Origin of the sequence: uncultured Methanobrevibacter sp., assembly GCF_937906425.1 — an archaeon.
Lineage (GTDB): Archaea > Methanobacteriota > Methanobacteria > Methanobacteriales > Methanobacteriaceae > Methanobrevibacter.
In genome coordinates, this window is record NZ_CALCYR010000279.1 from 1 (window position 1) to 24,125 (window position 24,125).

General features: G+C 30.3%; 22 protein-coding genes. 9 read left to right on the plus strand and 13 right to left on the minus strand.

Translation table 11 applies throughout. The features are described 5' to 3' along the window. Nucleotides 1–694 precede the first annotated feature (694 nt). Together Q0138_RS08140 and Q0138_RS08145 are read left to right on the plus strand one after the other, a co-directional pair. A complete protein-coding gene (locus Q0138_RS08140) occupies nucleotides 695–1,933 on the plus strand; it encodes an ATP-binding protein (RefSeq protein ID WP_297983198.1) in 1,239 nt (412 codons plus the stop codon). A 400-nt stretch (nucleotides 1,934–2,333) separates the two neighbouring features. Beyond that, nucleotides 2,334–3,524, plus strand: coding sequence for an ATP-binding protein (locus Q0138_RS08145; RefSeq protein WP_297983200.1), 1,191 nt, complete (start codon nucleotides 2,334–2,336; stop codon nucleotides 3,522–3,524). Nucleotides 3,525–3,691: 167 nt separating this feature from the next. On the opposite strand, the gene Q0138_RS08150 is transcribed toward Q0138_RS08145, so the two are convergent. Beyond that, nucleotides 3,692–3,913, minus strand: coding sequence for a hypothetical protein (locus Q0138_RS08150; protein WP_297983202.1), 222 nt, complete (start codon nucleotides 3,911–3,913; stop codon nucleotides 3,692–3,694). 344 nt (nucleotides 3,914–4,257) lie between these two features. Between Q0138_RS08150 and Q0138_RS08155 the strand changes: the two genes are divergently transcribed. The 5 genes from Q0138_RS08155 to Q0138_RS08175 all read left to right on the plus strand — a co-directional run bounded on the left by Q0138_RS08155 (nucleotide 4,258) and on the right by Q0138_RS08175 (nucleotide 7,586). After that, nucleotides 4,258–4,431 carry a hypothetical protein gene (locus Q0138_RS08155; RefSeq protein WP_297983204.1) on the plus strand — a complete coding sequence of 58 codons (174 nt, stop codon included), beginning with the start codon at nucleotides 4,258–4,260 and terminating at the stop codon, nucleotides 4,429–4,431. 96 nt (nucleotides 4,432–4,527) lie between these two features. Next, a complete protein-coding gene (locus Q0138_RS08160) occupies nucleotides 4,528–4,998 on the plus strand; it encodes a MarR family transcriptional regulator (protein WP_297983206.1) in 471 nt (156 codons plus the stop codon). After that, on the plus strand, nucleotides 4,995–6,377 hold the full coding sequence (locus Q0138_RS08165; protein ID WP_297983208.1) for an MATE family efflux transporter: 1,383 nt from the start codon (nucleotides 4,995–4,997) through the stop codon (nucleotides 6,375–6,377). Before Q0138_RS08160 ends, Q0138_RS08165 begins: the two co-directional genes overlap by 4 nt. Beyond that, nucleotides 6,355–6,654 carry a DUF2316 family protein gene (locus Q0138_RS08170; RefSeq protein ID WP_297983210.1) on the plus strand — a complete coding sequence of 100 codons (300 nt, stop codon included), beginning with the start codon at nucleotides 6,355–6,357 and terminating at the stop codon, nucleotides 6,652–6,654. Before Q0138_RS08165 ends, Q0138_RS08170 begins: the two co-directional genes overlap by 23 nt. A 14-nt stretch (nucleotides 6,655–6,668) precedes the next feature. Further along, the gene (locus Q0138_RS08175; protein WP_297983212.1) at nucleotides 6,669–7,586 is read left to right on the plus strand and encodes a CorA family divalent cation transporter; all 918 of its coding nucleotides are present in this window, start codon (nucleotides 6,669–6,671) and stop codon (nucleotides 7,584–7,586) included. An 18-nt stretch (nucleotides 7,587–7,604) separates the two neighbouring features. Here the strand turns inward: Q0138_RS08175 and Q0138_RS08180 are convergent, their stop codons facing one another. From Q0138_RS08180 to Q0138_RS08210, 7 genes are all read right to left on the minus strand, one after another. Beyond that, nucleotides 7,605–7,808, minus strand: coding sequence for an SDR family NAD(P)-dependent oxidoreductase (locus tag Q0138_RS08180; RefSeq protein ID WP_297983213.1), 204 nt, complete (start codon nucleotides 7,806–7,808; stop codon nucleotides 7,605–7,607). A 44-nt stretch (nucleotides 7,809–7,852) separates the two neighbouring features. Beyond that, nucleotides 7,853–8,011: an SDR family NAD(P)-dependent oxidoreductase gene (locus Q0138_RS08185; RefSeq protein WP_297983215.1), complete on the minus strand. Its 159-nt coding sequence runs from the start codon at nucleotides 8,009–8,011 to the stop codon at nucleotides 7,853–7,855. A 4-nt stretch (nucleotides 8,012–8,015) separates the two neighbouring features. Then, a complete protein-coding gene (locus tag Q0138_RS08190) occupies nucleotides 8,016–8,843 on the minus strand; it encodes an SDR family NAD(P)-dependent oxidoreductase (protein ID WP_297983217.1) in 828 nt (275 codons plus the stop codon). After that, nucleotides 8,844–10,211: an MFS transporter gene (locus Q0138_RS08195; protein ID WP_297983219.1), complete on the minus strand. Its 1,368-nt coding sequence runs from the start codon at nucleotides 10,209–10,211 to the stop codon at nucleotides 8,844–8,846. Continuing rightward, nucleotides 10,212–10,535 (minus strand): MarR family transcriptional regulator, encoded by a 324-nt coding sequence (locus Q0138_RS08200; RefSeq protein WP_297983221.1) that lies wholly within the window; start codon nucleotides 10,533–10,535, stop codon nucleotides 10,212–10,214. It abuts the gene before it with no gap. A gap of 209 nt (nucleotides 10,536–10,744) precedes the next feature. After that, a complete protein-coding gene (locus tag Q0138_RS08205) occupies nucleotides 10,745–11,359 on the minus strand; it encodes a hypothetical protein (RefSeq protein WP_297983224.1) in 615 nt (204 codons plus the stop codon). After that, the gene (locus tag Q0138_RS08210; protein ID WP_297983226.1) at nucleotides 11,326–11,619 is read right to left on the minus strand and encodes a hypothetical protein; all 294 of its coding nucleotides are present in this window, start codon (nucleotides 11,617–11,619) and stop codon (nucleotides 11,326–11,328) included. The genes Q0138_RS08205 and Q0138_RS08210 overlap by 34 nt, the downstream gene beginning before the upstream one ends. A 647-nt stretch (nucleotides 11,620–12,266) precedes the next feature. On the opposite strand from Q0138_RS08210, the gene Q0138_RS08215 reads away from it, so the two are divergent. Beyond that, nucleotides 12,267–13,478 (plus strand): ATP-binding protein, encoded by a 1,212-nt coding sequence (locus Q0138_RS08215; RefSeq protein WP_346662273.1) that lies wholly within the window; start codon nucleotides 12,267–12,269, stop codon nucleotides 13,476–13,478. Between the two features lie 500 nt (nucleotides 13,479–13,978). Here Q0138_RS08215 and Q0138_RS08220 read toward each other — a convergent pair whose 3' ends face one another. The 4 genes from Q0138_RS08220 to Q0138_RS08235 all read right to left on the minus strand — a co-directional run bounded on the left by Q0138_RS08220 (nucleotide 13,979) and on the right by Q0138_RS08235 (nucleotide 20,376). Next, nucleotides 13,979–14,395, minus strand: coding sequence for a DUF3800 domain-containing protein (locus Q0138_RS08220; RefSeq protein WP_297983230.1), 417 nt, complete (start codon nucleotides 14,393–14,395; stop codon nucleotides 13,979–13,981). A gap of 546 nt (nucleotides 14,396–14,941) precedes the next feature. After that, nucleotides 14,942–16,771, minus strand: coding sequence for a Mur ligase family protein (locus tag Q0138_RS08225; protein WP_297983232.1), 1,830 nt, complete (start codon nucleotides 16,769–16,771; stop codon nucleotides 14,942–14,944). Nucleotides 16,772–16,885: 114 nt separating this feature from the next. Next, nucleotides 16,886–18,382 (minus strand): Mur ligase family protein, encoded by a 1,497-nt coding sequence (locus Q0138_RS08230; protein WP_297983234.1) that lies wholly within the window; start codon nucleotides 18,380–18,382, stop codon nucleotides 16,886–16,888. Between the two features lie 761 nt (nucleotides 18,383–19,143). Then, nucleotides 19,144–20,376: an aconitase X catalytic domain-containing protein gene (locus Q0138_RS08235; RefSeq protein ID WP_297983236.1), complete on the minus strand. Its 1,233-nt coding sequence runs from the start codon at nucleotides 20,374–20,376 to the stop codon at nucleotides 19,144–19,146. A 743-nt stretch (nucleotides 20,377–21,119) separates the two neighbouring features. Between Q0138_RS08235 and Q0138_RS08240 the strand changes: the two genes are divergently transcribed. Continuing rightward, the gene (locus Q0138_RS08240) at nucleotides 21,120–22,355 is read left to right on the plus strand and encodes an ATP-binding protein (RefSeq protein WP_297983238.1); all 1,236 of its coding nucleotides are present in this window, start codon (nucleotides 21,120–21,122) and stop codon (nucleotides 22,353–22,355) included. 312 nt (nucleotides 22,356–22,667) lie between these two features. Here the strand turns inward: Q0138_RS08240 and Q0138_RS08245 are convergent, their stop codons facing one another. Beyond that, the gene (locus tag Q0138_RS08245) at nucleotides 22,668–23,849 is read right to left on the minus strand and encodes an ATP-binding protein (protein WP_297983240.1); all 1,182 of its coding nucleotides are present in this window, start codon (nucleotides 23,847–23,849) and stop codon (nucleotides 22,668–22,670) included. Between the last annotated feature and the right edge of the window lie 276 nt (nucleotides 23,850–24,125).

Here is a 24,125-nt window from a genome sequence, read left to right on the forward strand (position 1 = left end):
ATTTATATAAATATTAATTTTATAATAAAAAAATTATAGTATTGTAAGTTAATAAATTTTTAAAAATTAAAATTGTTATATTATAAGTCAACGAATTATAATAATCTGGTTTGTGCATAAATATAGCTGGGCTCATTGACCTCTTTTACAACATCGTGAGGGTCGGGAATGAATAAATTTTTTGATAAAAATTTGTCTCTAAATTGAAATTAAAGCACTGATTAGCATTTTTAAAATTGAATTTCATATTTTTCCAACCCTCTTTTTAACAACAAATAAATTCAAATTGAATTCAATATATTTTAGAGGTTTATTTAAAAGTATTCCTGAAAAAAATGATTTAATTAAAAATGATTAACACTAAATTAAGAAAATATATTCATATTTTCCTATAACAAGATTTTAATAAATTACATTTTTTCAAAATGAAATAAATTTTGAGTTAACTTTATTTATATTTATACCCTTTATAATATTGTTTTTTGTTCATACATAGATTTATATATTGTTAATTTTAAATTAATTATTAATTAATTCCTTTAGAGTCATTTAACTGTAAAAAACCGTTTTAATAAATAGTATTATATACAAAACTATTTATACAAATAATAGAAAAAAGTATTTTATACAAAACTATTTATACAAATAATAGAAAATAGTATTTTATACAAAACTATTGCATTGAGGCATAATTATGGTAAAAAGAGAATTATATCTAGAAAAAATTTACAATTTTATGGGTCATGATGTAATAAAAATAATAACCGGAATGAGACGTTGCGGCAAATCCTATTTATTCAAATTAATAATAGAAGAACTTAAAAAAAGAGGCATAACTGACGAAAACATCTTACTACTCGATTTAGAATTACCAAGATACAATCAAATAAAAACAGGAGAACAATTAGATGAAATTGTAGTTCCATTCATTGAATCCCATAAAAACAAAGTTTATTTATTCTTTGATGAAATCCAGAATGTAAAAGACTGGGAAGTAAGTATTAACAGTTACTACAAACTGGAAAACACAGACATATACATTACAGGATCTAACTCAAAATTAATGTCCAAGGAATTTGCAACATTATTAACTGGAAGATATGTAAATATCGAACTGTACCCATTTTCCTTTAATGAATTTTTAGATTACAAAAAAGAGTTAAATCACCCTCCTTTAATAACAAATGAACTGAATAGTGATTTGGAAAACTATTTCGAAGAATATCAACAATATGGAGGGATACCTCTAACCATATCCTCCCAACAAGACAAAGAACTCGTGTTAAATGGAATATACTCCTCAATAATATTAAATGATATAGTGGAAAGATATGAAATTAGAAACATTGGATTGTTCAATAGAATTGTAAAATACATAATTGAAAACACAGGAAATTTAATATCCCCAAATGCAGTATACAAATACTTAAAACATGAAAAACTAAAAATTACAAAAACAACAATTTACAACTACTTGGAATATCTTGAAAATGCATACTTAATTGCAAAAGCGTCAAAAGAAGATCTTGTCGGAAAAAAAGAGATTATAGGTTCTGAAAAATACTATTTACTCGACACAGGATTTTATAAATCACAACTTGAGGAAAAACAAAGAAACATAGGTCACATATTGGAAAACATAATATTCATCGAATTAAAAAGACAGGGATATAAAATAACAATAGGGAAAATAAATGACTATGAAATAGACTTTGTATGTAAAAAAAATAATAAAAAAATGTACATCCAAGTTACATATTTACTGGAAAATGAGAAAACAATCGAAAGAGAATTCCAACCATTATTAATGATTAAAGACAATTATCCAAAATATGTATTATCAATGGATAGAACCCTACAAGCTCAAAATGGTATAAAACACATGAATATTATCGATTTTTTGAAAAATTTTAACCATGATGAAATATTTTAAAATAATCTATCTTGCGTATCAATGAAACTGGGTTCATCGACTTCCTTTACAACATCACCCTCTTTAAGCTCCCCAATCAGCAAAGGGGAATCAGGATTATGCAACTTTTGGTTCCTTTTGACCAGCTTCATTTGGCGTTTGCATAACACTCTTTAAATTATCTGCTACTTTTAGTGAAATTTGTTTGAAAAAAAATAAGACATTATAATTCAATAAAACACCCATTAGCAAAATTAAGTTATACAATAATTAATTGAATCATAATTTTAAAAAAAATAATCAAGATTATATATAATGAAAAATACATTATATTACAACATATAATGAAAAATTAATTATATAATTCAAAATACAATACATAAAATTATATAATGAAAAATACATTACAGGAGAAAAATAAATGGATGAAATTGCAAGCATAACAGATACAAATTTAACCGAAACACAATTTTTCAACCGAACAGATGAAATCAACATATTATCAAACTTATTAATCAGCACTGAATTCAATTCCTCACCCACAATACTTCTAACAGGCATTAGAGGGGTTGGAAAAACAGCACTCATCAAAAAAATCAAAAACAAGTTCAAAAATGAATATTTAGTTGTAGACATCGATTTATCCAGAAGCGATGCATACCAACAAAAAAACCTCACAAGAGCAAGCATAATTAAAATAATTTATGACACCATTATCAAATCATCCAAAGAATTTGGCTTAAAAACAATCAACAAGCAAATAGAAAAATATTTTAAAACAAAAAATTTGAAAATAGATAAGCTTTTATCCTACGAACAAATTCCAATTCCAATATTCGAAAGTGAAGACAATTATGAAAAATTAGCAGAATTTGTAATGGAATTACCTCAAAAAATTTATGAGGAGAATAATGATAAACTAAAAGGAGTTTTTATATTCCTTGATGAAATCCAATTAATGAAAGATTTAGGTGATGAGCTGAATGGATTTTTATGGTATATTCGCAGTTTCATCCAAACACAAAAAAATGTTGCATACCTATTCTGCGGAAGCATGAGCTTAAAAGATAGTTTAATAAATGATTTAAATGGCAATAAAGGAGCATTTGGAGGACGGATGCTGACAATTGAAATTCAAGCATTTTCAAAACAAACCACTGAAAACTATATTAAATCAATGACAAGAAACATACAGCTCGATGATACTGGATTTGAAAGATTTTACAAATGTACACGTGGAATTCCATATTACATCAATATATTTGCAAAATATCTTCCAGAAAACATAAGCTTAACTGAAAATAATATCATTGAATTATTCAAGGATTCAATTGATTATCTTGCCATCCATTTCATATATATGTGGTCTAAATTAACATTTCAAGAACAAAAAATCATAATTTCACTACTTGAAAGTCCAAAAAAAAGAATAGAAGTAGCAAATTTCCTCAAAGTAACCAGCGGATCACTAAACCGACCACTAAATCGCCTTCTAGATTATGATTTAATTGAATATACAAATGACAAATATCAAATTACAGACCCCATATTCACATACTGGCTTAAGAATAGTTATGAAAAAAATGGAACATATCCATTTAGAAGCATTTAAAACAACCTAGTTTGTGCATCAATATGACTCATGCAATAGCTGTACCGCTTATCGAAAATTTGAAAAAAAAGAAGCTAATGAAGTCTATGGAAGACTTCACCAATTAATTAAATTAGCAATTTTATATATGTTCAAAATATCATTTTACATGATATCAAATCATATCATTATTTCACGTATTTAATAATTTTATCCGCATCGCTATCCATGAGTTTAAGATGGTCTGCTTCAATTGATATGTACTCGAAATCACGTGCATATTTTGAGAAATCCTCATATTTAGGTTCAGTGCTTAAATAAACTACATATGAATCCAGTGATACTGGTTCGAAATCCCATACTGAATTGATTATGGATACTACGATAATTTTTTGAACAAATTCATCCAAACAATATTTTCTTTAGGAATTCCCTGTTTTATTAATGAATCTATAATTTGTTTTAATATGCTTGACTTGCCAGAACGTCTTGTTCCTATTAAAACTTTAATAATGTGTTTATTTACAAAAGGATTGATTTTATCAATATAATCTTCTCTTTGAATAATCATTAAAATCACACGAATTTTTATAATTATTAATTTATCATAAGCATAATATAAAGTATTCAGTATATTGAAAAGAGAATAATAAATTCAATATTGTTTTCAGTTAAATGAAAACTAAAGTGAAAATTATAAAAAAATTTCAAACCAATGAAAATAAATATGAAAGCGCACAAATCAAATTAATCTTTGTTGGACATCAATGAAACTTGGCTCATTGACTTCCTTTACAAGATTACTATCTTTAACTTCCCCAATCAGAATGACGAATCAGGATTATGCAAGTTCTGGTTCTTTTTAACCAGATTCATGTTGGCGTGGCATAAGCAAATAGAAATTGTCCAATTTGTTCGCAAATATTAAACAATAATTATCCCTCACAAGAAAATTAATAACTCTTTACATGTAAAGATTTATATATAAGCACAACAATACTTTACATGTAAAGAGTTGGTTGATATGATTTACACACATGTGATTGATGAGCTAAAAAAAATCGACGAAAGCAATTTAGATATTACTGCAACATTTGCAATGATTAAACGTTCATACATAGGATATCTTGACCATAAGATAAATGACATGAATATAAGCTCTGGTGAGGTCCCATTTCTTTTTGTTTTAAACGAACATGACAAAATCACACAAAAAGAATTATCCGATTCCCTTAGAACAAGTGAAGGACTTACCACCCGTGTTTTAAAAAGTATTGAAGAAAAAGGATATGTTACAAGAGAAGTGGACAAAAAAAACAAAAGACGAAAAATCATCACGATAACTCCAAAAGGACAAGAGAGTGCAACAAAGATAAAAAAATACCAAAAAGAATGGGAAAATGAAGTTTTTGAATTTTTAACAGACAATGAATTCAATGAATTCAAATCCATTCTAAAAAACAGTTTAATAAAAAGCATAGAGATGGAAAAATGACTGAACAAAACCCTATGGGATACAAACCCATCCCCAAACTGCTTTTAACGCTGACAATACCTGCAATTATTGCAAACCTGACCAATGCACTATACAATATAATCGACCAGATATTCATCGGACAGGGAATAGGATATCTTGGAAACGCTGCAACAAACATTGCTTTTCCACTATCAACAATTTGTCTTGCAATAGCTCTTTTAATAGGTCTTGGATCATCAGCCACATTTAGCCTAGAGCTTGGAAAGGGAAATATTGAAACGTCAAGAAAGACCGTTGGAACAGCAGCTTCAACAATACTGGTAACTGGAAGTGTTATTGCAATCCTTGTAATAATCTTTCTAAAACCCTTGATGCTGCTTTTCGGAGCAACTCCCGAAGTGTTGGAATATGCTATGATATACAGTGGAATTACCTCTATTGGAATACCATTTACTATTCTGACTTCAGGGATGAACCAGATAATCCGATCAGACGGGCATGCAAGATATGCAATGGCATCTGTAATAGTCGGAGCGATATTGAACATAATACTTGATTATATCCTCATTTTTCCATTGAATATGGGAATAAGCGGTGCTGCTATTGCAACTGTAGCAAGTCAAGTCACATCCGCTTTAATGGTAATCGCATATCTTCCACGCTTTGAATTCGTAAAACTTAAGATGACAGATTTCATACCTGATATGAAAATTCTCGCATCAGTGTTTGCACTGGGATTGAACGGACTGATTTTTCAGCTTGGAAATGTTCTCATCCAAATTGTAAGCAACAACCTATTGAACATTTACGGTGCTGCAAGCATATACGGAAGCAATATCCCAATTGCAGTTGCAGGAATCGTATTTAAAATCAATGTAATATTTACAACAATAATAATCGGATTATACCATGGCAGCCAGCCAATAATAGGATATAGCTATGGTGCAAAATTATATGGTCGTGTTCGTGAAACCTTCAAGCTGGTTTTAAAGATTGCAGTAATCGTTTCGGTTGCATTCTGGCTAGTTTTCCAGATATTTCCAAGTCAGATCATTTCGCTTTTTGGAAGCGGGAACGAACTTTATATGGAGTTTGCAGTAAAATACATGCGCATATTCCTGTTTTTCGTATTCATCAACGGGGTCCAAATTGCCTGTTCAAACTTTTTCCAGGCGATTGGAAATGCGAAAAAGGGAATCATTTTATCCTTAAGCAAACAGATTATACTTTTATTGCCCCTTCTAGTCATACTGCCTATGTTCATGGGCCTTGACGGAATAATATATGCAAGCCCAATAACAGATTTAATAGCTTTCCTGCTAGCCATATTTTTAATATACAATGAACTTAAGAAAATGCCTGAAGATGATGTGAATGTTAACACAACAACAGATTGAAAAGACAAAAAACGAATTAGAGGAAAACTTCAAAAAAACAAATTTGACAATTGATGGAATTGCAGATGAACTAAAATGCTCCCCAGAATATTTGAAAAGGGTTTTTAACCTAAATTCTTTAAGAATAGAAGATCCGTGGATTTTAAGAAATTTCCTCATAGATTATTTAACTCAGAACAATACTGAGATAAGTCCATTTACGGCACTTGTTGGAAACTGTGAAGATTACATATTTTTAGATTCAACATACATTAATAAGGGCGAAATAATAGAATAAATAATTGTGATATCATGTATTATCAAATTAATAATGTTTTGGAGGAATCTTGCGAAAACTGTATTAAAAATAATGAAACACAATTCATTGCAGTATTGACCCCTGATGAATGGATGAAAACAAAAAACAGCTTCGATATGGGCATAGACATCGAACCTTTAAATGAGGAGATTCTTTCAAGCGAGGCAAAAGTGAATTACGATTCAATTACAGGGACATTCTCAATACCTGACAGACATGATTTTGAAAAATCCCCAACAACATTTGCATTCGCACTTGATGAGAAAGGGATTGTCTTCATTGATGATTGTGAAAACGTTAATGAAATAATATCCAATATTAAAAATGCCAAAAAATGGAGATTGCCAAGCCTTGAGAGATTCCTATACGATTTTTTGAATCAGATAACCAAGGATGATTTAATGCTTTTGAAATCATATGAACTTGAACTGGATCAAATGGAACTGGCAATCCTTAATGAAGACCCTTCACTGACATCTGATAGAGTTTATGAGATAAGAAGCAACATTCGTGATTTGAGAAATCATTATGAGGAGCTGATTGATATTGGGCAGGTTTTTGAAGCCAATGAAAACAAGTTCTTCAAGGAAGAAAACATAAGATATTTCAGCATTTATCTGAATCGTTTGGATCGTTTGTATGAAACCGCATCATCAATCAGAGATTATACCATGCAAATCCGGGATTTGTATAAGATGCATCTTGATATCAAGCAGAATAATATCATGACAATTTTGACAGTCGTTACAAGCATCTTCATGCCCTTGACTCTTATTGTGGGATGGTATGGTATGAATTTCAAGTATATGCCAGAATTAGAATTTGGATGGGCATATCCAATGGTTTTTGTTCTATCTTTAATAATTTTAGTTGGAGGAATATTATACTTTAAAAGGAAAAAATGGTTATAATAGATTATAAGCATTAAATTAACATTGTTCTTTCATAATCTTTCCAACTTCACGACTCATGATAAACATTCCGCCAATGTTGGTGTCCATTGTAGCATCCCACATTTCTGTTGTGAATGTAAAAAAATCATTGAAAATGTCAATTCCTGCATTGTTACACAAAATATCGATTCTTTTGAATTCATTTTTAACTGTTGCAACACAGTTCAATATGCTTTTCATCAGTTACATCACATGGAACTGCAATGCATTCAACGCCAATTTCTTCAATTTTCTTTTTTTAGTTCTTCTAGTTTTTCCACTCTTCTTGCTGAAATTGCAACATTTGCTCCGAATCTTGCAAGAGCTTTTGCAAATTGCTTTCCAAGTCCTGAAGATGGACCCACAACAAGTGCATTTTTTCCACTTAAGTCAAACATGTCCATATTATCATCTTCTAAGAATTTTTTCACTTAAATCCCATAATTCATTTGAATTATAATCATTATACGATAAATCTGAAGTCTTTTTAGTATTTGTACTTCTGTCAAAGTAACATCCACTTTCAGATAAATCAGTTTCAATAACTAATTTTGCATATGCATCAGATGAGGTTTTTAAATCACCCAATCTCTCAGGCATACTGCGCTTTACAAATTCGATTGAAAATCTATTTATTTTCATCAGATTTGTTTTCATTAATCCTGGGTTAAATGCATTGACTGATATGTCAGTTTTTTTGGCCAATTCATAAACAAAATATAAATTGCACAGTTTTGAATATGAATAACGTACTGGGCTTTTTGCCAATTTTTCATCAGGATATGCGAGTTTTTGAGCCCCAATCCAATCAATTCCCCTTGGCGGATCATGCATATCACTGCTTGTAACAAATATCCTATCTGTAATTTTGTCAAGTAAGAGATCAGTGAGTAGAAAATGTCCTAAATGGTTTGTTGCAAAAACGATATCCACTCCATCTTCACTCAAGCCTGTAGATTCTCCGCTGATTCCGGCATTGCATAATAGAGCATAGATTTCATCATACTCCAGATTTTCTGTAAAATTTCTAACTGAACTTAAACTAGACACGTCCAGCTGCCCCACATCCACATTAGGATTTCCAGTTTCCCCAATTATTCTATCACGAGCAATCTCCGCTTTTTGGAGGTTTCTGCATGCTAAAATAAGATTAAAATCATCTGATGAATTGGCAAGTTTCCAGGCGGTTTCATATCCCAACCCTGAATTTCCTCCAGTAATTATGACATTTTTCATTTAATCACCTATTCCTTTTGCTTTAATTCCTACAAGTGATGCGAATACAGATGCAATGCACAAAACGACACAAATTATACAGGTTATCTGTGAGCTTGCTATTAACTGAGGGAAGTATTGCTCAGTCATCGGCACATTGCCCATTACAAAGGCAAATACAAGCGTCAGGATTCCCATACTCATGGTTTGACCGACCACCCTTACTGTTGATACTGATGCTGACGCTACCGGTGTTGCCTGCGGAGGCACTGAACTCATAATGACATTGGTGTTTGGAGATGAGAAAAGTCCAAATCCAACACCATAGAATACCATGGATAGGATTAAAAATATCAGGGAGGTGTCTGCATCCAAAAGTGAGAACAGTAACAGTGAAATTGTACCAAGACCCATACCGACTGCGGACAATATTTGAGGATTGACCTTATCGGACCACCTGCCTGCAAGAGGTGCCAGAACAACCTGAAACAGTGGTGCGACAATCAGTATCATTCCTGACATCTGTGAATCATATCCCTTGATGTATTGAAGGTGATAATTTAGGATAGTGGTGACCGCAAATGTGGCCAAATAAGCACACAATGCCGCAAAGTTTGAAGATAGGAATTTTGAGTTTTTAAAGAATCTTACATCAAATACAGGATAATCTGATCTGATTTCAATATATGCAAACAATGCAAGCACAGCAATGCCGATAAGAGTTAAAATCACTCCGATTGGTTCATTGAGTCTTGTAAATCCATAAATGAATAGCAATATTCCTACAATATAAACTAATGACCCCTTAATGTCCAGTGGCAAGCCTTCAAAGGTAATCCATTCATCTTTGACTTTATAAAGCATTGCCAAAAGCAATACCATGAATGGAATTGAAAAGAGCACTATAGACCTCCATCCTAATTGGAAATCGAGAATTCCGGCAATAACCGGCGAAAGTGATAAACCAAGGTAAACACCAGTGATATTGATACCAATCGCTTTTCCCCTTTCATGAGGCTCAAATGCAGATACGACCATTGCCATGGATGTAACATTCAAAAATGCAATGGAAACGCCCATAAGCAAACGGCAAACAAGGAACATTTCAGAAGTGGTGACAAGAAGATTGGCTATTGAAATTATTATGAAAAATATTATGCTAATGATTGAAACTTTTTTAAGACCATATTTTCCTGAAACTTGACCTGCAGGTACTGAAATAGCTGCGACAATCAATAAGAATATAATTGTAACCCAATTTTGAACAATGTTGTTCATTCCATACTCTGCAGCAATTGACGGAACCGCAATCATAACCGCATTGAATGCAAACACAGTGAAAAATGACAATATTGCACAGATAATCAAGACTATATTTTTTGACTCCATTTAATCATCCTCTTTTTTTAAAATATCTTCACTGCTTTCAAGCAATTGTTTAAAATCATTGAAAAAATCAGGACCAAAATTTTCTAATCCAGTCTCCAATTCCCATTTTTTAGATATTGCTTTGAGTTCTGGAAGTATTTCCAATGATTTTTCTTCAAGAATCAATTTATATTTGCGTTTGTTATTCTCAAATCGTTCACGTTTAATGTAATCATTTTCTTCCAGATTAGTTAAGTATTTAGCAACACTACCCTTGGATAATGATAAATATTCACCCAACTGCTTTTGGGAAAAATCCGGATTTTCAGAAAGTTTTAGTAACATGAATGCCTGAATGGCATTGAATTCAAATTTTTCAAATTTTTGATTCAGATAAATTAAATAATTTTTATTTACCAAAAATAACATTGCACCAAAAAAATCTTTTGAAGATAAATCGTAGTTGATATTAATCCCCTCCAAATCATATTATAAAAATAGTAATATATAATAGTTTCTATTTGAAACCATTTCAAATTGAAACTATATTTTCATTAAACGTATATAATGAAATCATCACAAACTACATTATTGGGCAATATTGAGGATAAACTATTGATATATAATGGAATTCCACGTGTACAACTATAAAATCTTTTAAATCCTTCTTCTGTGAATTTTAAATTGTTTGACTTTTCATCAATGTATCTTTTTGTTTCATCAAAAGATTTTAAATTGTTTGACTTTTCATCAATGTATCTTTTTGTTTCATCAAAAGTAAATGGTTCCACATATATTTGTATCAATCTTCCTCCAAATGCTCCTTCCTGACCGTTAATCATGTTTATCATATCTGCTGTTTTTGAAACTGAACCTGTGAAAACATAAGCTACATTGAACTGTTTTTGTGTGAAACTTCTTATTAGCCAAAAGAATGATTCAGGGTCTTCAAGATTTTTAAGCAATTGAAATTCATCGATGACAATTATATATCCGCTTATTTCATCTGATGAGTCAACTATCTTTTGAGGCAATTCCATTGTGAACTTTAATAATTTGTCATAATTGTCTGAAATTACTGGAACAGGAATGTTTAATACATTTACATTATCTGAAAAATCATAATTTTTCAACTCTAAGTTTTTAAGAGCTGATGCAATTTTCCCCACCCCTTTTTGTAATATTTCTTATCCTTTGAAATTGTTTTATCAATTGCATTTAGAAGTGCTTTTAAAACTTCTTCTTCTGAAAGATTTCCTTTTTGCCTTCCCATAATTTCTGATATATCAATAAATGTGGTTAGAACATCACTATTTTGGTCATTTAATACTTTTCTAAGTAAAAATGTTTTACCAACACCGCGATACCCAATTATTAACAGTTGTGGAGGAATATCTAATTTTACTGTGGATAACTGTATTTCAATCATGTTAATGTCTTTTGTTCTATTAAAAAAGTTTTGTCAATATCCTTTGGCATTGAAACAGGCATTATTTTCATGCTAAACACTTCCTTTTATTTAATCATATTAATATGTTTTTTGTTATTGGACTTATTCTATTAAATCGAACAAATATTATTTTATAGAATATAAATTAAAGTTTTATTAAATTGAACAAGTTCTTTAAAATCGAACATATCCAATAAAATAATTAAATTTAACAGAAATTATTTAATGGAACCTGACACAATAAATAATCAAAAATATCATTATAAGTATTATGAATTTTAAAGAGTATTAAATTAGTTATTTTAATAATAAAAGACGAAAATAAAGTAAAAACATTAAAAAAAATAAAAAAACAGATTTTCCTTCAAAAAAGAAAACATTAAAAAAAATATTAAAAAAACAGATTATCCTTCAAAAAAGAAAACATTAAAAAAAATATTAAAAAAACAGATTTTCCTTCAAAAAAGAAAAGGAGGACGATCCACAATTTTTACTATTTTTTCATTTTTCTTTTTATTTGTCTTTAAATTGTATAATGATAATTTTTTGTAATTTTTATGTTTTTTATCAGTATACTATTTAAAAAGCAAAGTATTTATTTGATGAATAACAAATTACATATCATTATGATAATCCGTGAAAGCTATTTGAAAAAAATTCGCAAATTCATTGATGAAGAAGAGATAAAAGTTATCACAGGCCTTAGGAGATCCGGCAAAACCTATTTTTTAAAGCAGATAATAAATGAGCTTAAGCAAAGAGGCCTTAGTGACAGCAATATAATATATCTTCCTTTGGAATCAGCAAGATACGATAAGATTAAAACACATGAGGACTTAAATGAACTGGTTTTTAAAGAAGCGGAAAAGATCGAAGGTAAGATCTACTTGTTCTTTGATGAAATTCAACTTGTTCAGGACTGGCAGAAAAGCATCAATGCATACAGGATAGACTTGGATGCAGACATATACATAACCGGGTCAAATTCACAGATATTATCCGGCGAGCTTGCAACACTCCTCTCAGGACGATATGTTAAAATAGAGATCTTTCCTTTTTCCTTCAATGAAGTCCTGGATTATCATAAAATGAAAGGCGGAGAGATAAGTGCAGATGATGAGATGAGGATATTCAATGAATACATGAAATACGGAGGACTTCCTAGAACTCTGAATTTCAATGAAGAGGAAAAAATCGATTATCTCAATGATATTTTTTCAGCAATTGTATTGAAGGACATCATCTCAAGAAACAAGATTAGGGATGTTGTATTTTTAGAGAGACTGATTAAATATATGATAGTGAATACCGGAGGGAATTTTTCAGTAAATTCCATTCGAAATTACTTGAAACATGAAGGCATCTCGGTTTCAACAAATACAATCAGCAATTATCTAAGACAGATTGAAGATGCTTATATATTGATTAAATCCAGAAGAGAGGAAATAAAAACCAAAAAAATCTTCACAACAAATGAAAAGTACTACTGCATTGATTCAGGATTTTATGAAATCCAAACAGGATTCAATAAGTCAAGAGGCAGAATTTTAGAAAACATTGTTTTCTTGGAGCTTCTAAGAAGAAATTACAAGATTAGCATCGGAAGCATTGATGGACTTGAAGTTGATTTTGTTTGTCGAAAACCGAATAAGACAATATACATCCAGGTATCTGAAAGCATACTGGATGAAGATACAAGAAACAGGGAGTTTAAAAGTTTGGAAAAAATCAATGACAACTACCCCAAGTACATATTGACACTCGACAATTGGGATTACTCAAGAAATGGAATAATCCACATGAATGTAATCGGCTTTTTAAAGGATGAAGATATATAAATATTGAGGTTATTATTACTATGGATGTATCTTTTTATTAATTTGCATTGCCCAGAAAATCCTATTTTCTTATATAATTTTTAAGTTGCTCTGCAAGGCTCTTTTAGATTTTCCATCGTTAAAAATAAGATAAATTAGGGGAGAAAATTCATGTATAGTTTTATATGATAAATTAAAATAAATTCATATGCAAAGGTTTAAATATGGATTATGCATAAATATTTAATTGAAAGATGTAGGAGGTAAAAACTTCAATTGAAGTTCAGCCCCTCTAAGCTTCGTCTCCACGGGAGGCGACATTATTTCGGCATTGGGGTTCTTCAATCTTCATACTTTTTTTATAGTTTTATTCTTGATTAATTTTATAAATTCATCATTTTCATGTTCAATGCTTTGATATGCTGACCAGGATAAGAGATCAGCTATTTGAAGTCCTTTTTCTCTTTTTGAATCTTCGTGCCTGATAGTTACCAGATGGTTTTTGGGATTATTTAAATTGTTTAAAAATAAGTCATTGAACTCTTGCCGATGTTTTCTTTATTTTTTGACTTATCTATTATTATGGAGGTCTTGTTTGTGATAGGTAGTTTTAGAGCAAGCTTTGAAGCTATGATATTGTATAATAAGTTGTTATTATGATGATAATTAATTTTATATTTGTGTTTCTTATCAAAAACAATTATAACTGACTGATAATCGATTTTATTCAGCTCCTTTAGAATTTTTTTCTTAATCTTGCTCCGGGTTTTTGTTCCTTTTATTTCCGTGGAATTGCCTAATTCCCGTTTATAATTTCTTCTGGCTTTTTTTATTATCCTATCAAGCTTGTCTTTGTCATTTGTTATTATGGCCCCCATGATTAAATAATTAGAATCATTCCCTAAGTCTCCTGATTCATCAATGTATATATAATTCATTATTGCACACCATCGCAATCTCTTATAATGCCCTTGTAAAATATGTTTTTTATTCCATTTGCACATATTTTTTTATTGCATTTTTTCTTTTATTAAAAAATAATCTGTATATAATCTCATATAAAGATTTTCTAAATTTTAAAGTCAATATTCGCATGAAATTGTAAAATTATGTTAATATAGTAAAAAATAAGCAAAATTATCAGAGAAATTTATGTATAGTTTTATATGGTAAACAATGAATTGGCCTTATTTTTTCAGATACCATTTTTATTTAAACTTTTGCGGGTCTTTTTTGCGAGTGCAATAATTAAGAAATTTTGGATTCAATTTGGAGGGCAATATTTAAATAACATAATTTGTAATTTAATGAGTTTGGGGTAAGTTAATACTTATTTAACAATATTAATTGTTTTTTAAAAAAATAAAACAAAACCAATGAAAAGCATAAAATAAAACTAATGAAAAACATAAAACAAAACCAATGAAAAGTATAAAATAAAATTAATGAAAAACATGAAATAAAAAAAGAATAGGGGACAATACTCAATCTAAACCATTGCAAAAGTCAATGATTGCTGATTTGAACTTAAATGCAGCCTCACCAATAATTAAAACTATATCACAATCAAGATCCAATGCTTTAAGAAGACCCTCAATCACCTGATCCTGACTTGCGCCAAGAGTCTTTACTGACATCTGCTCAATATTATCATCACCTAAAATGAAGGTTTTCTCAAGTTGCTCAATTGAATATTCTCCTGAGAGATTAAGCTCTTCCTGCCTATTGTCATAACTTGCCTCAATAAGCCTATCAACAGCATATCTGGAGTCATGGGATGCAGGCACTATATAATCAACATTGCCTAAAGCTGAATCCAATATGTCTAAATCTCCTTCAATTCCTGATTCTGAACTTACAGTAATTACAACTGCAGTCTTATCATACAACTTGGAAATCTCATGCAATATGGTCTCAACACCTGCAGGATTATGGGCATAATCAACCATGATTGTCTTGCCATCAACTGAACCTACAATATCCATACGGCCGTCAACACCCTTAAAGCTGGAAAGACCCTTTTGAATTTCCTCATTTGACAATCCTAAAAAGATTTTTGCAGCAATTATTGCACCGAGTGCATTATAAACATTATGAAGTCCATCAAGACTTAATTTAAAGCGGCATTCATCATCATCATCAGACTTAAGGCTGAATTCCCTATTTTTAAGGTCAATGTCATATGCAATATAATCCGGCTTTTCATATCCGATTCCGCATTCACATTCATAGTAGCCACTGCCTGATATGGTTTCATTGATTTTTATCTCCCTACCGCACCAACATGGCTTTCTGTGTATAAATTCATGATGGTCTTTATCATTTGGACATATGTCTTCAGATGAAAGCTCATCACCATAAACACTGCCCACATTGGAATTATCACTTTCATAGTTTTCATTAAGTTCAATGCCGAAAGTGATTTTTTCTCCTGTATAATTTATTTTGTCCAAAAGGCCAATTATTGTAGGATCATCACTATTAAAAATCAAAGTTCCCTGATTCTCTTCAATACCTTCTGCAAGTTCCCCTTTAACTCTAGCATATTCTAAAAATCCTCTATCAACATGTGATACATTAGTATCCAAATCATCATCAGCATTTTCTACAATAGAATTTTCATTGTCTACAATAGAATTTTCATTTCCATGAGCATCAGGATCCACCAAATGGTCAATGGTTATATTGGTTAATATTGCATAATCTGGATGGGTAAGGTCAATTACAGACTTAAGGCCTCCTGGAGCCCCATCAGTACCTGTTTCCAAAATGGCGACATCACCGTGAAGTCTTGTCTGGAGTGAAGGTATGAATTCATTATTCCCCTGCATTCCTTCAAGATTATGTTCAGATGGATTGATTCCTGCAGTATAGGCAATATGCTTTAAAAGAGTTGTTGTAGTGGTTTTGCCATTGGTTCCGCTAATGCAGAGAACTGGCTTGTTTGGCTTGAAGAGCCTGAAAATATCACCAAGATGTATAATGTCAATATTATGCTGACTTGCAAGCTTTAAAACTTTAGCATTGTCATTCATGCTTGGAGGAGGTACAATATAGTCTATCCTTTTAAAAAACTCTTCAGGATGACCTCCAAAGAATATTTCAATATCATAATCCTTAAAGGAGGAATGAAATCTGCAATCTTGGCGAGATGATATGTCTGTACCTACTACAGAATATCCGTTATCCATAAGAATACGTGCAACCAAGTTTCCAACAACTCCACATACTCCAATTACGCCAAAGGTCTTACCTTCCAAAGGAAGACTTTTCAATTCCTCATCAGACATGCCTGAAAGCTCTAGACTTTGCACTTTTACACCTTCCCAAGAGTTAAAAAATAAAAATAATATAAAAATAGTAAAAATAAAATTATAAAGTTAAAAAAGAGCAATAAAAGAAAAATAGATTAAATAAAGCTAAAAATCCTATTCATATTTCTTGCATCCCTCTTCCAGTCCGTTGACTATCTTTTCCATAATTCCTTCAGGATCCTGCATCAATTGAGGTCCCAAGTGCAATATGGTGTCACCAGGCTTTGAGTATTTGATTGCAAGTTCTGCTCCCTCTTCCATAGTTCCTGCAATTACCTTAACTGCCTTTGAATCTACAGCAGCGTCAAGCAATTCCTGTGCAGGTTCAAGGTCAACCCTTTGATAAACCTCATTGAATCCTGTTGCAACCATAACATCAGCATATTTACCCATAAGCTTACCTGTTTCCTTCTTGTCCCTATAGGTTGAGGTGTCAAAGTTATCCAAGAGCAATACAAGAGACCTGTCTCCCAAAAAGTCAAGGGCTGCAGTAATTCCTTCAATCAAATAGGATGCATCAATATAGACCTCTCTGCCATTATAGTCTCCAATATATTCCATGTGAACTGAAAGGCCCTTGAAATTAGCAAGTCCCTGCTTGATTATTTCAACGCTTAATCCATAAGCCATTGAAATGGCACAGGCTGCAACTGCATTTTCATAATAGTAACTCATCATATGGAATTCAGATTCGAAACTGCCTTTCTTAAGTTCATCAGCCTTGTTTCTGAACTTATAGCCAATGTCAATAGCTCCCTTTGCACTGTCTCCAATAAAGTTACATACTTGACCTTCACCAATTGCTATCTCCTCAAAATTGGCAATCTTGTCAAAATAACTTGATTTTTTAGATTCATCATAATTAGGTAAATCCTTTACCATTGCATAAAAGATTGCATCAGGTCTTGCATCCTTTACTGTATCCTTACAATGAATGCTTGTAATGAAGTTTTCACTATTTTTTGCAATAAACATTTTTCTTTGAGTGTATCTTTCCATTGACCCTCCAAATTCAGACAAATGTTCTTCATAGATGTTTAAAAGAGCACCTACCTTAAGTTGAAGTTCTCCCATTAAACCTGCAGTACCGTGAGGAAGTTCCAATACTGCAATGTCTGATTTTTCAGGAATTCCCTTAATGATACCATCAACAATAACCTCACTTACAAGGTTTTGAGTCATTGATGAACATATCCAAACCTGATAACCTGCAGTTCTGAATATTTCAGTTACCATATGTGTGGTACTGGTCTTACCTACACTTCCAGTAATTCCTATAATGTCAATGTCAATGAAGCTGTCTGCAAGACGTCCAAAATCCTCATTGGTAAATACGTCAAGATTGGCTTCCTTAATGATTTTATAAGCTGGAGAGTTTTCAGGTACAGTTGGAGATAAATAAACAGTATCAATTCCATCAAGAGTTGGTTTGAATACGCCTAAGTCAAGTTCCACTCCTTCACTTTCCATAAGTCTTAATGTTTTTTGAACATCCATATGGAAATCCTCTAAATTCTTTGGATCTGTTATCTTAACTTTGTGACCTGCATAGTTTAATAATCTTGCAACAGGACGACCTGCATTTCCTGCTCCTACAACAATACAATTCATATATACACTCCTTTTGTAAATAGTGAAATAATTTTTTTAAATAAAGACAATTCTTTTAATAAAATAAAGAAAATTCATTTAATAAAATAAAGACATTCTTTTTATTAAATAAAGACAATTCTTTTTATTAAATAAAGATTTATATGATTATATTTATTAATTTTATATAATTTAAATTTTATTAAAAAATTAGTTGTGATTGGGTAATATAAAAGAATTGTTTGAAAATTAAGAAAAACAGAAAGAAAAAAATAAATTAAAAACAAGAAAATCTCTTAAAATAGAATAAAAAAAGTGTTAAAATAGTGATTGTAAAGGATAAAACAATCACTATTCCTTAAAGTACAACCGAGTTGTACACATTTAATTTTTTAAGTTTACTAAAGAATATTCCTTAATAGGAATAAAACCCCAAATAATTTAATTAAAAATTATTTAAGGGAACGATGAGGACAACATCGTCCAATAGTTAATTAGGTTAATATAACATATAAAAATTTCTGTAAATAAAAGATTACTTTTTTAAAAAAAATCCTAAAAAAATATAAAAAAAATCAATAAAGGCAAATAAAGTTAAAAAATAAAAAACTCCTAAAAACAAGGGAAAATTCAAATTAAAGTACAAAAAAGAAATAAAATAATAAAAAAATTATAAAAATTCATATAAACTTAAAAAAAGAAATAAAATAATAAAAATTTAAAGAAAAAATTAATAAAATAAAAATTTTAAAGAAGAAAAAAATTAAAAATAATTTAAAAAGCTATTCAAAGTCCAATAAATGTTCTATATCATTGTAAATGACTTTTAAACCGCACATGGAAGGAACATAATTAGCTGCCTTTGCTGAATTAACTCCAATTACTTCATAACCCATCTGTTCAATAGGGGCAACAACCATACATGTGTCACAACAGATTTTTCCTCCGGCCTCTTCAATGGTCTTTAGATAACCCATTCTATCTGCTGCAGCCTTTACATTGATTGAAGTGCAGACCCAAAGCTCATTTTTAATTTTCTTGCCCTTAACAACTTCAGCAACTTCCTTGATTTCCTCCAATGAAGCATGTGGACAACCTAAACAGACCAAATCTGCATAGCCATCTGCTGTTGAAAGCTTTTCACGAGTGTTTAAAATATCCTCTGCAGATATTGTAACACTGTCCTCAATCTCACTGTCAGCACCATTATATTCAGGAGTGATATCTTCAACATGATACAATGCAACAGCACCAGAGGATGCAAGTGCAGCTCCCAATGCCTTAAGATTAGAATTTCCTACCTCATAAGCCTTGTTTTGAAGCTTAAAATAAGGAACTCCATCCTTAACAATCTGACCTATTGCATAACCTAATGCACCGAAATCAGCCCTTTCAAGCTTTGTATCAAGTTCAACAAGAAGATTGGCCTTACGGTTTTCATCATGATGGAAACCATATAATGGAGTCTTTCCAACAATAGCTGCAGCAAGAGCACCAGGACCTCCTTCACGATTTGTTCTAGCGCCAATAACAGAATTTACATAAGCAACTGCAGAAGATTCAGACCATGAAACATGATCTTTAAATCTAGGAACATTTCCGATAAGATATGGGGTGCAGGTACATGTTGTACTTATTCCCAATGCAGCATACGCATTACAGATATCCACCTGTTTTTTTGCAAAATCTTCCGGAAAACCAAAATCCTCCCAATTATCAAGATCTGTTCCGGCAGGATTTAGGGTAGCTGATATTGTAGCAATTCCACTCATGTCAGAGATAATGCCATTTTCATCATAAATGATTTCAGCACCTTTTGCCAAGTCCTCAAGATATTCAAGCCCTGCTTGACCTATTGTCTTATATGAGACTCCTGAAACCTGTGCAGACTTAATGTCAACAAATTTCTCCGCACCATAAATGTCTCCCAATGCAATTAGAATATCCATGCTTTTTCTAATGGTTTCTCCATATTCCCCATTAGCCATCTTTTCTTCTTCTTTAGTTAAATACATATTTAATCCTCAATCAAAAATAAAAATAAATTATAAAAATAATGCTTTATTAAAAATAGAATTCAATTATTCTTTAAAAAAAAATTAATTATATGCAAATTATTAAAATCCTTTTAAAGTCCTAAAAAACATTTATATAATATTTTATAAGAAAAGTATATAAGTTTTACTTATAGTCAAAATTTAACAAAAAAGACAAAATTTGAACATATAAATTACAATTTATATGCCTTCGAGCCCTAATCATCAACCATAATCATCAACCAAGATCATTTTTTTATTTTTCATTAAAATGCTTTAAATCATAAAATAAGCAATTTAAGAAATTTAAAAAAATTAATCATCAAGTAAAAGAACATGCTAATCATCAACCACATTAGTAAGTTTATGATTTATTTTTCAAAATCAAATCAATAGTAAAATATATTCAATTTTTTGGCTATTTTCCTAGTGTAAATTTGATATTGTTTTTTTAGATTTGTTTATTTTGGAATTAACATTATTTTTAATAAATATTGCTGATTAAATTTTAGTGTTAAATTTTGCTGAAATAATTTGCTTGTTAGCGAAAGTATTATATATTTTTTTTATCAATATTTAATTAAGCAATTTTTTTTTATAGGAGGAATTTTTTTTAATTTTTAAAAATTTTTCTTTTGTAGATTGAATTTTTTTTAATTTTTAAATATTTTTCTTTTATACAAATGTTTTTTTATAGTAAAATATAAATGGGGTGAAAATTTATGATGAATAAATTAATCAAACGTGGCGATTATGTTGATAAATTAAAGGATTATATTAACTCTGATTTTGTTAAGGTTTACATTGGAATTAGAAGGTCTGGCAAGACCAGTTTAATGTATAACATTATTGATGAAATCAAATCAATGGGAGTAAAGGATGAAAACATAATATTCATTTCCTTTGAATCACGGGAATACTCTCATATTGATAATTGTGAACAATTGGATGAACTTGTTTACAGCAAAACAGAAAACCTTGAAGGAAAAGCATATCTATTTTTTGATGAAATCCAACAGGTTAAAGGTTGGGAAAAATCTATTAACAGTTATAGGGTTTCAATTGACTGCGACATTTACATTACAGGTTCAAATTCAAAATTACTGTCAGGTGAGCTTGCAACACTTCTGACAGGAAGATATCTCACAATCAATGTTTATCCATTTTCATTCAAGGAATTTCTGCAGTATAAAAATGAAATAGAAGGAATGGAATTAACAAAAGACACAATTAGTGAACTGTATGATGATTACTTTAACTTTGGAGGCATGCCTGGTATCTTGTCATTGGGCAGTGATGAATTTAAAAAATTGGCCTTGAAAGACATTTATAATTCCATATTGTTTGAAGATGTTGTTTCTAGATTTAAGATAAACAACATTGACTTGCTGCAACGCTTTGTAAGATATATGATTAGCAGCACTGGTGAAATATTTTCATCCAAAAGCATAAAGAACTATTTGAAAAGCAACAACATATATACTTCCCAGGACACATTGCTTAAATACAATCAATATTTAAATCAGTCATTTTTCATTTCCAAATGTAAATGCTTCCAGCTTAAAGGAAGAAAAGAAATGAAAATACTTGGGAAGTACTACTTGACAGATCATGGATTTCACCATGCACTGATAGAAGACAACATGTTGAATGTTACTAAAATCCTTGAAAATATCGTTTATGTGGAGCTTTTGAGAAGAGGATACAAGATTAATATCGGAAGAAATCCCGACAATACTGAAGTGGACTTTGTATGTGAAAAATCTGGAAAATACAAGTATATTCAAGTTTCTTACAGGTTAACAAACGAAAAGACATTAAACCGTGAAATCACACCATTATTGAGAATACCTGATAAATTTGAATCAATATTGATAACAACTGAAAATCATGACTTTTCAAAAGAGGGCGTTAAACATATAAACATAATTGATTTTCTATGTGGGGATGAAGTATAATTATACACTTCTCCCATTTTTTTTACACAATGCATGTGTTTGAGAATCATATGGTCTTGACATTATGATTTAGATTGCTTAATAACTTTAATGGCAGTTAAATACTCAAGTGTCTGAAAAAAAACAATTCAACATAATATATAACATATATTCTCTTTTTATAGTCATGTCAGTAGGACTATAAATTGCAGTTTATGAACATTAGGTAGGGTGAAAATAGAATATAAAAAATCCTAATTGTGATAAGTTTGTTAATTTGATCGTTTTTGTGTTTTGGTTTGACTCATTTTGAATCCAAATAAGATGGGGGATTTATAATGGATAAATTCCATATACTTCTTTTTCATAGTTTAACCATGTTTTAAGCATTTCATCTTCGATTGAATATTTGTGGTTTCTGTAACTTATTATTCCTTTATCTTTGAGGCCTGTCAGATATTTATTAAATGTTCCTCTTGAAATATTTGTCTTATTTAGTAATTCGCTCCAGCTTAGTGAATCTTCTTCAACCAATTCTTCGACTATGATTTTTTCGTTGTTGTTTAAGCTGCTCCAAATTTTTATCCACATTATTAGGATTTGTTCCATGTTTGTGAAAAATGTTTTTTTAACTATTTCTGGCGTGTATATTTGATTGCTGTCCATTACATTGTAAAAACTGTTTATGTATAATGGTATTCCTCTTGTGCATTTGTAAAATCTTTCGAATCCTTCTTCAGTGAATTTTATTTCACTCATTTTATCTTTAAAATATGCTTTTGTTTCCTCTTTAGTGAATGGATTAATTGTTATTTGTTGTAATCTTCCACCAAATGCTCCACTTTCACCATTTAATTCGTTTATAATATTGGAACTTCTTGATATTGATCCTGTAAATATGTAGCTCACATTATGTTGCGTTTGGCTGTAACTTCGAATTAGCCAAAAGAATTTGTCAAGATGATTTATTTTTCTTAACATTTGGAATTCATCTATGATTATTACAAATCCATTTAATTCATCCAGTTCATCCACTATTTTTTGTGGAAACTCCATTACGAATTGACTTAATTTTCCGTAGCTGGTTTCAGTTTTAGGTATGGGCATATCCAGTATGGTGCTTATCTCATGGAAATCATATTTTTTGAGTTTTAGATTATTAATTAATTCAGTTATTTTTGCTTTGTACTTATTTTTGTAGTTATTTGCTTGTATGCTTTGATTCATTTCTTTTAATAGTTCGATAAGTACTGTCTCTATTGTTAATTTTTCCTTTGTTCGTGCATAAACTTGTGCGATATCAATATATGTGCAGATTATATTGGGTTCTACTTCCGTCATTATTTTTTTTAGAAGATATGTTTTTCCTACTCCTCTGTATCCGGTTAATAATATCTGTTGGGGCAAGGAGTAATTTAGGGAATCTATTTGGTATTTGAGTTTTTTGATATCCTCTTTTCTGTTGTAGAAATATTCATCTAAATTATTGTGTAAAAATAATGGTTTTGAATTCATTTAATTCACCTATTAGTTTATTTATTTATACTAGTATATTAAATTATACTTTATTATTTAGTATAAAAAATTATACTTATCAAAGGAGGTATAAATATTTATACTTATCAAATGAAGTATAAAAATTTATACTTGTTAATTTTTTCAAACAAAACAGCAATCATCAACCAAGATCATTTTTTTATTTTTCATTAAAATGCTTTAAATCATGAATTAAACAATTTATGGAATTTAAAAAAATTAATCATCAAGTAAAAAAACATGCTAATCATCAAC

Bases quoted from the DNA above. Each gene is read 5' to 3' on its own strand.
- Q0138_RS08140 (WP_297983198.1), top strand. From the start codon at position 695: ATGGTAAAAAGAGAATTATATCTAGAAAAAATTTACAATTTTATGGGT.
- Q0138_RS08145 (WP_297983200.1), top strand. From the start codon at position 2,334: ATGGATGAAATTGCAAGCATAACAGATACAAATTTAACCGAAACACAA.
- Q0138_RS08160 (WP_297983206.1), top strand. From the start codon at position 4,528: ATGATTTACACACATGTGATTGATGAGCTAAAAAAAATCGACGAAAGC.
- Q0138_RS08165 (WP_297983208.1), top strand. From the start codon at position 4,995: ATGACTGAACAAAACCCTATGGGATACAAACCCATCCCCAAACTGCTT.
- Q0138_RS08170 (WP_297983210.1), top strand. From the start codon at position 6,355: ATGTTAACACAACAACAGATTGAAAAGACAAAAAACGAATTAGAGGAA.
- Q0138_RS08175 (WP_297983212.1), top strand. From the start codon at position 6,669: ATGTATTATCAAATTAATAATGTTTTGGAGGAATCTTGCGAAAACTGT.
- Q0138_RS08180 (WP_297983213.1), bottom strand. From the start codon at position 7,808: ATGAAAAGCATATTGAACTGTGTTGCAACAGTTAAAAATGAATTCAAA.
- Q0138_RS08185 (WP_297983215.1), bottom strand. From the start codon at position 8,011: ATGGACATGTTTGACTTAAGTGGAAAAAATGCACTTGTTGTGGGTCCA.
- Q0138_RS08190 (WP_297983217.1), bottom strand. From the start codon at position 8,843: ATGAAAAATGTCATAATTACTGGAGGAAATTCAGGGTTGGGATATGAA.
- Q0138_RS08195 (WP_297983219.1), bottom strand. From the start codon at position 10,211: ATGGAGTCAAAAAATATAGTCTTGATTATCTGTGCAATATTGTCATTT.
- Q0138_RS08200 (WP_297983221.1), bottom strand. From the start codon at position 10,535: ATGTTACTAAAACTTTCTGAAAATCCGGATTTTTCCCAAAAGCAGTTG.
- Q0138_RS08210 (WP_297983226.1), bottom strand. From the start codon at position 11,619: ATGATTGAAATACAGTTATCCACAGTAAAATTAGATATTCCTCCACAA.
- Q0138_RS08215 (WP_346662273.1), top strand. From the start codon at position 12,267: ATGATAATCCGTGAAAGCTATTTGAAAAAAATTCGCAAATTCATTGAT.
- Q0138_RS08220 (WP_297983230.1), bottom strand. From the start codon at position 14,395: ATGAATTATATATACATTGATGAATCAGGAGACTTAGGGAATGATTCT.
- Q0138_RS08230 (WP_297983234.1), bottom strand. From the start codon at position 18,382: ATGAATTGTATTGTTGTAGGAGCAGGAAATGCAGGTCGTCCTGTTGCA.
- Q0138_RS08235 (WP_297983236.1), bottom strand. From the start codon at position 20,376: ATGTATTTAACTAAAGAAGAAGAAAAGATGGCTAATGGGGAATATGGA.
- Q0138_RS08240 (WP_297983238.1), top strand. From the start codon at position 21,120: ATGATGAATAAATTAATCAAACGTGGCGATTATGTTGATAAATTAAAG.
- Q0138_RS08245 (WP_297983240.1), bottom strand. From the start codon at position 23,849: ATGAATTCAAAACCATTATTTTTACACAATAATTTAGATGAATATTTC.